The following is a 12552-nucleotide window of genomic DNA, read 5'->3' as shown; positions in this document are numbered from 1 at the left end:
CATGACTACTCTGATCCTCACCGTCGCGGGTGCAGACCGTCCGGGCCTCGTCGCCGCCGTCGCCGATGCCGTCGACGCCCACGGGGGCAACTGGGAGAACAGCCGCCTCGCCGAGCTCGCCGGCACCTTCGCCGGGGTGATCGAGGTCTCTGTCGCGCCCGAGCGGGTCGCCGAGCTGCAGGCGGCCCTGCGCGCACTGACCGGACTGCTCACGGTGACGATCCACACCGGATCGGATGCGGCGCCCACCCGCGCGGCCGAGAACTCGATCTCGCTCTCGGTGCTGGGCAACGACCGTGCGGGCATCGTGCACGAGATCTCCGGCGTGCTGAACACCCACGCGCTGAGCATCACGACCATCGACACCGAGACGCGCGATGCCGCGATGGCCGGCGGACGCCTGTTCGAGTCCACGGTCACGGCGACGGTTCCGGCATCCGCCGACCTCGACGCGCTGCGCACCGATCTCGAGAAGCTGGCGACCGAGATCCAGGTCGACATCACGCTCGCCTGAAGCGCCGCGCCAGCGCGATGAAGCCCTTCCCCGATCCCGTCGTGCTGCGGTCGTTCCCGCGAGCACGCGATGCGTGGCCGCTCGATCCCGCCACCGTGCACCTCAACCATGGTTCGTTCGGCGCGGTCCCGACGCCCGTGATCGAGAATCAGGATGCTCTGCGCCGCCTGGGGGACCGCAACCCCGTGGCGTGGTTCCCGACGCTCGGTGAGCGCACCTGCGAGGCCCGCGAGCGCTCGGCACCGTTCGTCGGCGCGCGCCCCGAGGACGCCGCGTTCGTGCCGAACGCCTCCGCCGCGGCGACCGTCGTCTACAACGCCGTGCACCTCGACCCCGGCGACGAGATCATCGTGACCGACCACGGGTACGGTGCGGTGACGATGGGCGCCGAGCGGCTCGCGCGCCGCACCGGGGCGACGATCCGCACGATCCCGATTCCACTGCTCGCCACCGATGACGAGGTCGTCGACCGCTTCGCCACCGAGGTCGGCGAGCGCACTCGCCTCATCGTGGTCGATCAGATCACCTCGCCCACCGCGCGCCTCATGCCGACGCGGCGCATCGCCGACATGGCCGCGCACCACGGCGCCCGCACGCTGATCGACGGCGCGCACGCGGCGGGGCTGATACAGGATGCCGCGGCGACGGCGGGTGGCACGTGGTGGTTCGGCAACCTGCACAAGTGGCCCTGCGCCCCACGCGGATCCGCTCTGCTGGTGACGACGGCCACGGACCGCGACGACCTCTGGCCGCTGATCGACTCGTGGAATGCGCAGGAGCCCTTTCCCGCGCGCTTCGACTATCAGGGCACGCTCGATGCGACCGGGTATCTCGCGACGCCGACGGCGATCGATTTCATCGAATACGAGTTCGGCTGGGAGCGCACGCGCGAGGTCATGAGAGACATGGCGGATGCCGGCGCCGAGGCGATCGCAGCGGCACTCCGTCCGTTCGCCGAGGCGGAGCCGCTGGCCCTGGTGCCGTCGCCGGTGCCGTCGATGCGTCTGATCCGTCTGCCGCACGGACTCGGCGCGACCCGGGAGGAGGCGGATGCCCTGCGCGCCGAGATCCTGCCCGCGACCGGGATCGAGACGGCGTTCACGAGCTTCGGCGGCGAGGGGTACGTGAGGCTTTCGGTGCACCTCTACACCGAGGCATCCGACATCGAGCGGTTCGTCGATGTCGCGGTGCCGTGGCTCGTGGCGCGCGCCGGCATCCGCTGATCGCGCGCTCCCCGCACCGCAGAGACCCACTGTTCGCGTCGAGACCCACCGTTCTCGACGTCGGCGGCGGTGGGTTTCGACGCGAGTGAGGGGTTTCGACGACTCCCGGGGGCGGTGGGCGCACGCACAAGACCCCCCCCCGCCGCGCGTGGGCGGCAGGGGGTCTCATGCGTGTGCGTCAGCCGCAGATGCTCAGACCAGGCGGCTCTTCGGCGAGGTCGAGTAGGTGTGCTCGGCGTCGCGGTTGACCGTGTCGCCGAGTGCGGTGTCGATCGCCGCCAGGGTGTCGGCGTCGAGCTTCACACCCGATGCCTTGACCGTGTCGGCGAGCTGCTCGGGGCGCGATGCTCCGACCAGTGCTGCGGCGACGTTCGGGTTCTGCAGCACCCACGCGATCGCGAGCTGCGGCATCGTGAGACCCGCCTGCTCGGCGATGGGCTTGAGGCGCTGCACGGCGGTCAGGATGTCGTCCTGCAGGAAGTTCTTGATGAAGTCGGCACCGCTGTGCGGGTCGGTCGCGCGCGAGCCCTCGGGCACGGGCTGCCCCGGAAGGTACTTGCCGCTGAGCACGCCCTGCGCCATCGGCGACCAGACGATCTGCGAGATGCCGAGCTCTTCGGAGGCCGGAACCACCTTGCCCTCGATGACACGCCACAGCATTGAGTACTGGGGCTGGTTCGAGATGAGCTGGATGCCGAGCTGTTTCGCGAGAGCGTGGCCCTCGCGCAGCTGCTCGGCCGTCCACTCCGAGACTCCGATGTAGAGCGCCTTGCCCTGGCGGACCACGTCGGCGAAGGCCTGGAACGTCTCCTCGAGCGGGGTCTCGTAGTCGAAGCGGTGCGCCTGGTAGAGGTCGACGTAGTCGGTGCCGAGACGGGTCAGCGAGCCGTTGATCGACTCCATGATGTGCTTGCGGCTCAGGCCGGTGTCGTTCGGACCCTTGGGCCCGGTCGGGAAGTAGACCTTGGTGAAGATCTCGAGGCCTTCGCGGCGCTGCCCCTCGAGGGCCTTGCCGAGCACGACCTCGGCCGCGGTGTTGGCATAGGTATCGGCGGTGTCGAACGTGGTGATGCCGGCGTCGAGTGCCGCGTGAACGGTCTTGACGGCGGCGTCGTCGCCGACCTGCGAGGCGTGGGTGACCCAGTTGCCGTAGGTGATCTCAGAGACCTTGAGACCGCTGTTACCGAGATAGCGATAGTTGACCATGAACCAACGCTAGCGCCGGTCGCCGACACCGCGGGCCGGTTTCGTGACCGGTCTCACACTTTCGTGTCCGGGCGGCGACGACGGATCTCACGGACGGCGAGGACGAGCAGGACGCCGAGTGCCACCAGGCTCGCGGCGTAGAGCGGACGCGCCCACGGCGAGTAGTCGGCACCTCCGATCCCGTAGGTGTCGGCGAGGCCCATACCCGCCCCGAACGATGCGCCGAAGTACCCGGGGGTTCCGAGCACCACGAGGCTCAGGAACACCATCGCCGCCAGTGCCGCCGGCATCCGTCCGATGATCGCGACGATGGCGACGACCACTGCCAGCACGACGCCAATGCCGAGGATCCCGAGCACCGAGGCGGGGCTCAGGCTCTCCCCCGCTCCCCCCATGTCAGCCCGGATCTGATCGAGCGTCCGGCCCGGAGCCGCCGCAAGGGGATTGAGCACCATGATCTGCAGCGCGGCGACGGCGGCGTACGTAGCCACCGCGAGAACACCGATCACAGACACCCAGACGGTCGCACGGCGTGATGAGTTCATGGCGGTCATCGTAGGAATTGAGGCTGGGAACCCGCCGCATTCAACATGAGGGGTCGAGACACGCCGCGCGAACGGCATCCTTCACGGCGTGTCTCGACTCCTCACGGCCTGGGTCGCCACCTCAGCTCGTGCGCGCCGTCGTCTCGGTCACCGCGGCCGACTGCGTCTGCACGATCGAGGCACGATCGGCGAAGCCCTCGGCGGTGACCTTGTCGAGCGCGACCTGCTTGCGGATCGCCGCGGCCTTCTCGTAGAGGCTCGGGTCGCCGTACGAGGTGAGCACCTTCACCAGCACGGGCAGCAGCTCGATCATGAAGAACAGCGCCGCGATGAGGATGTGCGCCCACAGGATCGTGGGCTCCTTCTCGCTCAGGCGATTCAGTCCGCTGATCTGGCTGAGGAGACCCGTCGCTCCCGCGTTGCCCTGTGCCACGGCATCCGCTCGGGCGTTGTAGGCCGCGAGCGCCTGGTCGTAGGTGTCGCGCGCGGCGGGCAGCTGGTCCTGCGCGGTCTGGCGGTTCGTCGCCTCGGAGGTCGAGGTGTTCTCCTTCGCGGCGGTGCCGGCCGTCGCCAGCTCCTCGTTCGCGACGCGGAGCTGCTCGGCGAGACCGTCGTAGGTCTGCTGCGCCTGGGCGAGCTGAGCCTGGGCGGCGTCGGAGCTCGCGCCCTCGCCGTTCACGCCCGTGCAGCCGGGCACGGTTCCCGCCCCTTCGCCGGTGAGCTCGCACTGGTAGAGCGCGCGCGCCTGGTCGATGACGGTCTGCTGCTCGGCGAGCTTGGCGGTGAGGTCGTCGACCGTCGCCTGCGCGGCGGATTCGGATGCCGACGATGAATCGGTTCCTGCCACGATGCCCGTCGCCGCCTGGTTCTCGAGCTCGGCGACCTTGGCGGTCGCAGCATCGAGGGCGATCTTCTCGGGGCCGGACTCGAGAGCCTCCTGGTCGGTCTGCGACTGCGTGATGTTGGTCGACGCGACCTCGCGGGCGATGTCGTTGTGGAACACCTGCAGCACCAACGGCTCGGCGACCACGAACCCGATGATCGCCGCCATGATCACTCGCGGGATCGCGAGGCCGAAGAGACGCCACACGTTGCGCGTCGACGCCATGGTCGAGGTGAGGAACCGGTCGAGATTGAAGATGATGAGCGCCCAGACGAGCGCGAGCGGAACGGCCAGCCAGATCGCGGCCCCCACGCCGGTCGTGAGCGCGAACAGCATCGAGATCGCCGAGACCAGGGCGGTGCCGGCGAGCACGAAGAACATCTGCACGAAGCGGGGCGTCTCACCGGGAACACGGTCAAGGATCTCGCCCTCGGCCCCGCCGAGGATCGCGAGCTGCCGCAGGCGCGAGCCGGGGGTACGGGGCGCGCGGGGCTTGCGTTCGCGCGGCGGACGCGGCGCACGAGCGGGCTTCGACGGGGCAGATGCTGCGGCATCCGATCCTGTCGAGTCGTCGGCGGTCTCCGGGCGCGGGTTCTCGCGCGTTGCGGAGTCCATCACGAACGGGTCGTCGGCGGAACCTGTGGGCTCGTACTCGCGCAGGAAGTCGAGGTCATCCGTCGGGGCGTTCGGGTCGCCGTCGATGATGATCCGACCCTGCGAGTCGAAGCGACCCGGTCGGTGGGCGGAATAGGGCATCCCGACAATCTACGAAATGTCGCCTGTGCGCACGGTGGAAGAAGGCTTTGACGGCTCCCAGGTTCGGGAGGAGCTCCTCCGGGGTCAGAGCCCGGCGAACAACCGGTCGAGAGCAGCGGCGTAGGCGGCGAGCGCGTCGTCGAGGCCGAAGTGCCCGGCGGCGGCGAGGGTGCCGAGGCCGTGGATGAGACCCCAGAGCGCCACGACGTCGGTGGGCCGGTCGAGTCCGGTGGCGGCGGCCGCCGCGGCGAGCGCGCCTTCGAGCGACTCGATCAGTGGGGCCATCGTCGCAGTGGGCGAGCCTGGCACGCAGACCGTGGGGTCGTAGACGGCGTCGAAGGCGTGCGGATGCTCGACCGCGAATCGGATGTACGCCTCGCCGCCCGCGGCGAGCGCCGCCCGCGGGGATGCGGCATCCGTCGTCGCGTTCTGCACCTGGGCGAGCAGGTCGGCCATGCTGCGCTCGGCGATCGCCTTGAGCAGTCCGAGGCGATCGGAGAAGTGGTGGTACGGGGCGTTGTGGCTGACGTCGGCGGCGCGAGCGACCTCGCGCAGGCTGATGTCGGCCGCCGGCATCCGCTCGAGCAACTGCATCGCGGCGTCTTCGAGAGCGCGCGCGAGATCGCCGTGGTGGTACCCCGTTTTCGAACTTGACATGCGCAACATTGTCTCCTATCTTGACACTGTCCACCTGCTTGACACTGTCCAGATTGGAACCGACGCATGACCGCTCTCGTGATCGACGGCCACCCGTACGCCGAATCCCTCACCGCCTCGCTCGCCCGGCGCTACGCCGCAGGACACGGCGACGCCCGAGTGCTCGCACTGCGCGACCTCGACTTCGACCCGCACATGCGGTTCGGGTACCGGCGGCGCATGACGCTCGAACCCGACCTGCTCGACGCCAAGCAGGCCCTCGCCGAGGCGCAGACGATCGTCATTGCGACGCCGCTGTGGTGGGGGTCGGTGCCCGCGCTGCTCAAGGGCTTCTTCGACCGCGCCCTGCTACCCCAGCAGGAGTACCGCTATTCGCCTCAGGGTCTGCCGATCGGACTGCTCACCGCACCGCACGGGCGTCTCCTGCTGCTCGCCGACACCCCCTGGTACGCCGCGCCCTTCACGGGACTGCCCGCGCAGCGCCAGGTGGTGCGCAACACGATGCGGTTCTGCGGCATCCGTTCGGTGCGCACCCATCGGATGCTCGGGGTCAAGAACGCCTCGCCTGAGCGGATCGGGCGTTGGCTCGAGGATGCCGAACGGCTCGGCGCCTCGGATGGGCGGCGCGATCAGGCCATCGCTGCCGAGGCCGCTTCGTCCTCCGTCGTCGCGACGAGCTGACCGCAGGCGCCGTCGATCTCCTTGCCGCGGGTGTCGCGGAGGGTCGTCGGGATGCCGGCGTCGTTGAGTCGGCGCACGAACTCGGCCGTGACGTCTTTCTCCGACGAGGTCCAGATCGATCCCGGCGTCGGGTTCAGCGGGATGGGGTTCACGTGCACCCATCCGCGGCCGCGCTGGTTGAGTTTCTCGGCGAGGAGATCGGCGCGCCAGGCGTGGTCGTTCATGTCCTTGATGAGCGCGTACTCGATCGAGACGCGGCGACCGGTCTTCTCGTAGTAGTTGTAGGCGGCGTCGAGCGCCTCGTCGACCTTCCAGCGCGAGTTCACCGGGATGAGTTCGTCGCGCAGGTGATCGTCGGGCGCGTGCAGCGACAGCGCGAAGGTGACCGGGATGCCCTCCTCGGCGAGCTTCTTGATCGCCGGCACGAGACCGACCGTCGAGACGGTGATTCCCCGAGCGCTCATGCCGAGGCCCTCGGGCTGCGGGGCGACCATGATGCGCACGGCATCCATCACCCGCTTGTAGTTGGCGAGCGGCTCGCCCATGCCCATGAAGACGATGTTGGAGACGCGCTCCATGCTGTGGTCGTCGGCCTTCTTGCCGCCCAGCCCACCCTCGGCGATGAGGCGGTTGGCGCGCACGATCTGCTCCACGATCTCGGCGGTCGACATGTTGCGCGTGAGACCCGCCTGGCCGGTGGCGCAGAACGGGCAGTTCATGCCGCAGCCGGCCTGGCTCGACACGCACAGCGTGATGCGGCCGGGGTAGCGCATGAGCACCGACTCGACGAGGGCGCCGTCGTGCAGACGCCAGAGGAACTTGATCGTGTCACCGCGGTCCGTCTCGAGACGGCGGACCTCGGTCATCAGCGGCGGCAGCATGCCGGCCACCAGCTCGTCGCGGATGCCGGCCGGCAGGTCGGTCATGTGCGCGGGATCGGACGTGTAGTGGCGGAAGTAGTGGGTCGCGAGCTGCTTGGCGCGGAAGCCGGGCAGACCGAGCTCCTTCACCTTCTCGACGCGCTCCTCGGGAGTGAGGTCGGCGAGGTGCACGGGCGGCTTGCCGCGCTTGGGGCTGGCGAACTGCAGCAGCGGGCGGCCTTCGGCGTCCTTCTGCTGGGTCCAGCCTTCGGTCGCCGGGCGCACCTGGGTGGGGCCCGTGGTGCGCACCTTGCCCTGGGCGGGTCGACCCTCGGGGGCGGACGCGGATGCTGCGGGGCGCGTCTCGCGCGTGCGGGGGTTCTCGGTCATACCCTCCAGGGTACCGGCGAGCGGGTGGGAGACGGCTGGACTGTCGGAGGCTGCTGCCTAGACTGACCGGCATGGACTTCGTATGGATCATCGGGATCATCGTCGGCGCGATCATCGTGATCGCCATCGTCTCGGCCGCGCTGCGCGGCATGCGGCCGAAGGTGCCCGAGGTCGCCGCCGGCGTTCCGGCGCCGATCGCCCCGGAGGTGGTCGCGAAGATCGACGATCTGGTGCGCGCCGACAGCAAGATCGCCGCGATCAAGACCCTGCGCGACCACACCGGTGAGAGCCTGCAGTCGGCCAAGCGCCGCATCGACCACTGGCGGGTCGGTGCCGCGCCCGCGACGACGGCGATCCCGATCCAGCCGCCCGTGTTCCACGACGTCGGGTCGCTGCGCGCCTCGCTCCCGCCCGAGACCGTGGCCGAGATCGACCGTCTCGTCGCCACAGAACAGCCGATCGCTGCGATCAAGTTGCTCCGCGAGGAGGCCGGGCTCGGCCTGAAGGAGTCGAAGGACCTGATCGATGACTGGCGGGCCTGAGCAAGCCCGCGCGGAGCGGAGCGCGCGCGTTCGGGCCTGAGCGCGTCTGTTGTAATGACAAGTTGGCGTCGGCGAGAATAGAACGACCCCCACCACAAGGAGCATGATGTCCGACCGTCTCACCCGTGCCCGCGCCACCGGAGTCCTCGCCGTACTCCGCGCCTCCACCCCCGAGCTCGCCCTCGAGGCGTCAGAGGCCATCATCCGCGGCGGCGTGACCGGTATCGAGGTCACGTTCTCGACCCCCGATGCACCCGCCGTCATCCGCGAGCTCATCGCCCGTCACGGCGACGCGGCGTACGTCGGCGCCGGCACCGTCACCACCGCCGAGCAGGCGACTCTCGCCGCCGACGCGGGTGCCGAGTTCCTCGTGAGCCCCGGCACGCTCCCCCACCTCACGCGCAGCATGCTCGACACCGGCCGCGTGGTGATGACCGGCGCCATGACGCCCACCGAGGTCATGGGGGCGCTCGAGCTCGGCGTCGACGTCGTCAAGATCTTCCCCGCGTCGCTCGGCGGGCCCTCTTACCTGGGTGCCCTGCGCGGCCCCTTCCCCGAGGCTCCCCTCATGCCCACCGGCGGCGTGAACCCCGACAACCTCGCCGACTGGTTCGCGGCCGGCGCCGTGGCCGTGGGTGCCGGCGGAGACCTCGCCAATGGCGCCTCGCTCAAGGCCCAGGACTGGGCCGACATCGAGCAGCGCTCCGCTCGCTTCGCCGCCGCCCTCGCCGCCGTCCGCGGCTGACGCGGCTTCGTGATCGCTCTCGACCCCTGGGCGTGGGTGGCCCTCGGGATAGCCGCGGTCACGATCGGCATCTCGAAGACGGCGCTGCCCGGTGGCAACATCCTCGCGATCGCCCTGTTCGCGGCGGTGCTGCCGGCGCGCACCTCGACCGCTGCGATGCTGCTCCTGCTCATGGTCGGCGACGTCTTCGCGATCCTCGCCTACCGCCGGCACGCCGACTGGCCGACGATCCTGCGACTCGCCCCCGCCGTCGTGCTGGGCCTGCTCGCGGGCTTCGCATTCCTGGCGTTCGCCGGCGACGGTGTGGTGCGACGCGCGATCGGTGTGATCCTGCTCGTGATGATCGCGGTCACCCTGTGGCGTCGGTGGCGGCAGAACAGGGCGGATGCCGTGGCCCCCGCCCGCGGCGGCATCGTTCTCGCCGGCACGTACGGCACCCTCGGCGGATTCACGACGATGGTCGCGAACGCCGGCGGCCCGGTGATGTCGATGTACTTCCTCGCGACGCGCACCCCGGTGCAGGTGTTCCTCGGCACCTCGGCCTGGTTCTTCGCGATCATCAACCTCACCAAGGTGCCGTTCCTCGCGGGACTCGGCCTCTTCGAGGGGCAGGTGCTGCTGATGGATGCCGCCCTCGCCCCGCTCGTCGTCGTCGGCGCGCTGATCGGCCTCGCCGTCGCCAAGAAACTCGACCAGCGACTCTTCGACCGCATCGTCATCGTGCTCACGGTGCTCGGCGCGGTGTACCTGCTGTTCTGAGCCCGTGCGAGGCGGGGCCCTTCGACAGGCTCAGGGACCCACTTCGGGGTCGCTGAGCCTGTCGAAGCGTCCGCCGCGTTCAGCGCCAAAACTGGGTCCCTGAGCCTGTCGAAGCGTCCCGGCGAGACACCCCGTCTCAGTCGAGGAAGATGTCGGGGAAGAGCGCCCCGTCCGGAGTGCCCGGGATCGCAGCGTAACCGGAGAAGTCGGTCACTCCTGCGGCCTCGAGCACGTCTTCGACGATGAGCGTCTGCCCCGTGTACGACCCGGCGGGCTGCAGGAGCACCTGGTACGCGGCATCCGCGTAGATGTCGGGCGTGCGGCTCGCGGCCATGACCTTGTCGCCGCCGAGCAGGTTCTGCACCGCCGCGGTCGCGATGGTCGTGCGCGGCCAGAGCGTGTTCGCGGCGATGCCGTCGCGCGCGAACTCCGCCGCGAGACCGAGCGTCGCCATCGTCATCCCGAACTTCGCGAGGGTGTATCCGGTGTGCGCACCGAGCCACTTCGGCGTGGGATTGAGCGGCGGCGAGAGCGACAGGATGTGCGGGTTCTCGGCATCCTTCAGCATCGGCACGGCCGCGCGCGACAGCATGAACGTGCCGCGCACGTTGACGTCCTGCATCAGGTCGTACTTCTTGGGATCGAGATCGAGCGACCGCGACAGGTCGATGACGCTGGCGTTGTTGATGACGATGTCGATGCCACCGAACTCACCCTGCGTCTTCATCACGGCCTCGGTGATGTCGGAGTCGTCGCGCACGTCGCCGACGATCGCGAGCGCCTGGCCGCCGGCCGCTCGGATCTGCTCGGCGGCGGTGTGGATCGTTCCCTCGAGCTTGGGGTGCGGGGTGTCGGTCTTCGCGAGCATGGCGATGTTCGCGCCGTCGGCCGCGGCGCGCAGCGCGATCGCGAGTCCGATCCCGCGGCTGCCGCCGGACATCAGGATGGTCTTTCCTGCGAGTGACATGGGTCTCCTTCTCTGCTGATGCTTCCCGTCGCATTTTCCGTCGTTCTGACGCCGCCATTCCGACAGAAAGTGCGACCGGAGCGGATGCCGGTGCGGGCGGGTTACTTCGGCGCCATCCGGATCGCGCCGTCGAGGCGGATCGTCTCGCCGTTGAGGTAGTCGTTCTCGACGATGTGCTGCACGAGGGCGGCGTACTCGTCGGGGCGCCCGAGTCTCGAGGGGTGCGGCACCTGCTGGCCCAGCGAGTCCTGCGCGGCCTGCGGCAGCCCCATGAGCATGGGCGTCTCCATGATGCCGGGGGCGATGGTGACGACGCGGATGCCGTAGCGCGCGAGCTCACGGGCGACCGGCAGGGTCATCGCGTGCACGCCGCCCTTCGACGCGGCGTATGCGGGCTGCCCGATCTGGCCGTCGAAGGCGGCGACGCTCGCGGTGTTGACGATGACGCCGCGGGTGTCGGTGTCGCTGTCGAGGGAGTTCTTCACGATGACGGCGGATGCCTGCGACAGCACGTTGAACGTGCCGACGAGGTTGATGCGCACGATGCGCTCGAAGTCGGCCAGCACGGCCGGGTTGCCGTCTCGGTCGAGCACCTTCGCGGGCGGCGCGATGCCGGCGCAGTTGACCACGACGCGCAGCGGGGCGACCGCCTGCGCCTGGGCGACGGCATCCTGCACCTCGTCGACGCTGGTGACGTCGGCCGGAACGAAGAGTCCGCCGAGTTCGTCGGCGAGCTCGGCACCCTTCGACGTCGAGAGGTCGATGATCGTGACGTGGGCGCCGTCGGCGGCGAGTCGACGTGCGGTGGCGAGGCCCAGCCCCGAGGCGCCGCCCGTGATGAGCGCGCCCTGTCCGCTGATCTGCATGGTGTTCTCCTTCGAACGTCGTCGTGCGACTGAGTTTCAGCCTACGTGGTTCTTGGTGTCACCACGATCCCCCGGAGGCGGCTGTGTGTGAGCGAGCCTACGGGGTCGGCGTTCGTAACTCCGGAGAATCGACCACGTGCGCAGGCCGCACCCCCGGAACGGCGCGGAGCCACGCCCGGAACGCACGCGATTCTGAGGAGTTGTGATCGCGACGCACGGCAGACTGGAGGGATGAGCATCCCCGACGCCCACATCGAGATCCCCGCGCGCGTGCGCGACCTCGCCGGTCGCGCCGCCGTGACCCCGGTCTGGCGCAACGGCATCGGGGGCCTCACATTCCGCACCGACGACGGTCGCTACATCAAGTGGGGCCCGCTCGACGACGAGGCCAACATGCACGATGAGGCCGAGCGGATGCGCTGGGCCCGCCGCTGGATCACGGTGCCCGAGGTGCTCGCCCAGGGCGAGGACGACGCGCACGAGTGGCTGGTCACCCGCGCGCTCGACGCGTTCAGCGCCGTCGATCCGCGCTGGGCGGACAAGGCCGAGGTCGCGGTGCCCGCCGTCGGCCGCGCCCTGCGGACGCTGCACGACACCCTCCCCGTCGCCGACTGCCCGTGGGAATGGAGCGTGCAGTGGCGCGTCTCGAACGCCGCCGAGCGCGGAGTCGTCGTGCCGCCCGAGCTGCACGAGGCCCCGCCGATCGACCGCCTCGTCGTGTGCCACGGCGACGCCTGCATGCCCAACACGCTGCTCGATGCCGCGGGAAACCCCGCCGCCCACGTCGATCTCGCCGCCCTCGGCCTCGCCGACCGCTGGGCCGACCTCGCCGCCGCGGCCATGAGCACCGGGTGGAACTTCGGCCCCGGGTGGGAGGACCCCCTGCTCGAGGCGTACGGCGTCGAGCGCGACGACGAGCGGCTCGAGTTCTACATGCGGCTCTGGAACGAGACCTGAG

General features: G+C 69.8%; 14 protein-coding genes. 7 read left to right on the top strand and 7 right to left on the bottom strand.

The window, feature by feature from the left end; translation table 11 throughout:
- Position 1 precedes the first annotated feature (1 nt).
- Positions 2-514 carry a glycine cleavage system protein R gene (locus tag ACIPVN_RS11990; protein WP_400442988.1) on the top strand — a complete coding sequence of 171 codons (513 nt, stop codon included), beginning with the start codon at positions 2-4 and terminating at the stop codon, positions 512-514.
- A gap of 17 nt (positions 515-531) precedes the next feature.
- A complete protein-coding gene (locus ACIPVN_RS11985) occupies positions 532-1737 on the top strand; it encodes an aminotransferase class V-fold PLP-dependent enzyme (RefSeq protein WP_400442987.1) in 1206 nt (401 codons plus the stop codon).
- A 192-nt stretch (positions 1738-1929) separates the two neighbouring features.
- Here the strand turns inward: ACIPVN_RS11985 and ACIPVN_RS11980 are convergent, their stop codons facing one another.
- From ACIPVN_RS11980 to ACIPVN_RS11965, 4 genes are all read right to left on the bottom strand, one after another.
- Positions 1930-2943: an aldo/keto reductase family protein gene (locus ACIPVN_RS11980; protein ID WP_400442986.1), complete on the bottom strand. Its 1014-nt coding sequence runs from the start codon at positions 2941-2943 to the stop codon at positions 1930-1932.
- A gap of 53 nt (positions 2944-2996) precedes the next feature.
- Entirely contained in the window at positions 2997-3488 is a 492-nt protein-coding gene (locus ACIPVN_RS11975; RefSeq protein WP_400442984.1) for a hypothetical protein, read from the bottom strand.
- Positions 3489-3609: 121 nt separating this feature from the next.
- Positions 3610-5127 carry a DUF4407 domain-containing protein gene (locus ACIPVN_RS11970; protein ID WP_400442982.1) on the bottom strand — a complete coding sequence of 506 codons (1518 nt, stop codon included), beginning with the start codon at positions 5125-5127 and terminating at the stop codon, positions 3610-3612.
- Positions 5128-5211: 84 nt separating this feature from the next.
- Positions 5212-5784, bottom strand: a complete 573-nt coding sequence (locus tag ACIPVN_RS11965; protein ID WP_400442981.1) for a TetR/AcrR family transcriptional regulator — start codon at positions 5782-5784, stop codon at positions 5212-5214.
- A 66-nt stretch (positions 5785-5850) separates the two neighbouring features.
- On the opposite strand from ACIPVN_RS11965, the gene ACIPVN_RS11960 reads away from it, so the two are divergent.
- Positions 5851-6465 (top strand): NAD(P)H-dependent oxidoreductase, encoded by a 615-nt coding sequence (locus tag ACIPVN_RS11960; RefSeq protein WP_400442980.1) that lies wholly within the window; start codon positions 5851-5853, stop codon positions 6463-6465.
- Here the strand turns inward: ACIPVN_RS11960 and rlmN are convergent.
- Positions 6414-7715 carry a 23S rRNA (adenine(2503)-C(2))-methyltransferase RlmN gene (gene rlmN, locus ACIPVN_RS11955; protein WP_400442978.1) on the bottom strand — a complete coding sequence of 434 codons (1302 nt, stop codon included), beginning with the start codon at positions 7713-7715 and terminating at the stop codon, positions 6414-6416. The genes ACIPVN_RS11960 and rlmN overlap by 52 nt on opposite strands.
- Before the next feature lie 71 nt (positions 7716-7786).
- Here rlmN and ACIPVN_RS11950 point away from each other — a divergent pair, with 71 nt between their 5' ends.
- The 3 genes from ACIPVN_RS11950 (at position 7787) to ACIPVN_RS11940 (ending at position 9761) form a co-directional block, all read left to right on the top strand.
- A complete protein-coding gene (locus tag ACIPVN_RS11950; RefSeq protein WP_400442976.1) occupies positions 7787-8257 on the top strand; it encodes a hypothetical protein in 471 nt (156 codons plus the stop codon).
- 106 nt (positions 8258-8363) lie between these two features.
- Complete coding sequence (locus tag ACIPVN_RS11945; protein ID WP_400442974.1) at positions 8364-9002, top strand: bifunctional 4-hydroxy-2-oxoglutarate aldolase/2-dehydro-3-deoxy-phosphogluconate aldolase; 639 nt, start codon at positions 8364-8366, stop codon at positions 9000-9002.
- A gap of 9 nt (positions 9003-9011) precedes the next feature.
- Positions 9012-9761 (top strand): sulfite exporter TauE/SafE family protein, encoded by a 750-nt coding sequence (locus ACIPVN_RS11940; RefSeq protein WP_400442972.1) that lies wholly within the window; start codon positions 9012-9014, stop codon positions 9759-9761.
- 136 nt (positions 9762-9897) lie between these two features.
- On the opposite strand, the gene ACIPVN_RS11935 is transcribed toward ACIPVN_RS11940, so the two are convergent.
- Complete coding sequence (locus ACIPVN_RS11935; protein ID WP_400442970.1) at positions 9898-10728, bottom strand: SDR family oxidoreductase; 831 nt, start codon at positions 10726-10728, stop codon at positions 9898-9900.
- A 101-nt stretch (positions 10729-10829) separates the two neighbouring features.
- Positions 10830-11594 carry an SDR family NAD(P)-dependent oxidoreductase gene (locus ACIPVN_RS11930; protein ID WP_400442968.1) on the bottom strand — a complete coding sequence of 255 codons (765 nt, stop codon included), beginning with the start codon at positions 11592-11594 and terminating at the stop codon, positions 10830-10832.
- A gap of 231 nt (positions 11595-11825) precedes the next feature.
- Between ACIPVN_RS11930 and ACIPVN_RS11925 the strand changes: the two genes are divergently transcribed.
- Positions 11826-12551: a phosphotransferase gene (locus ACIPVN_RS11925; RefSeq protein ID WP_400442966.1), complete on the top strand. Its 726-nt coding sequence runs from the start codon at positions 11826-11828 to the stop codon at positions 12549-12551.
- Position 12552: the final 1 nt, after the last annotated feature.

The sequence above is a fragment of the Microbacterium sp. NPDC090003 genome (assembly GCF_044748385.1).
Lineage (GTDB): Bacteria > Actinomycetota > Actinomycetes > Actinomycetales > Microbacteriaceae > Microbacterium.
This window is presented reverse-complemented; position numbering and strand designations above follow the sequence as displayed.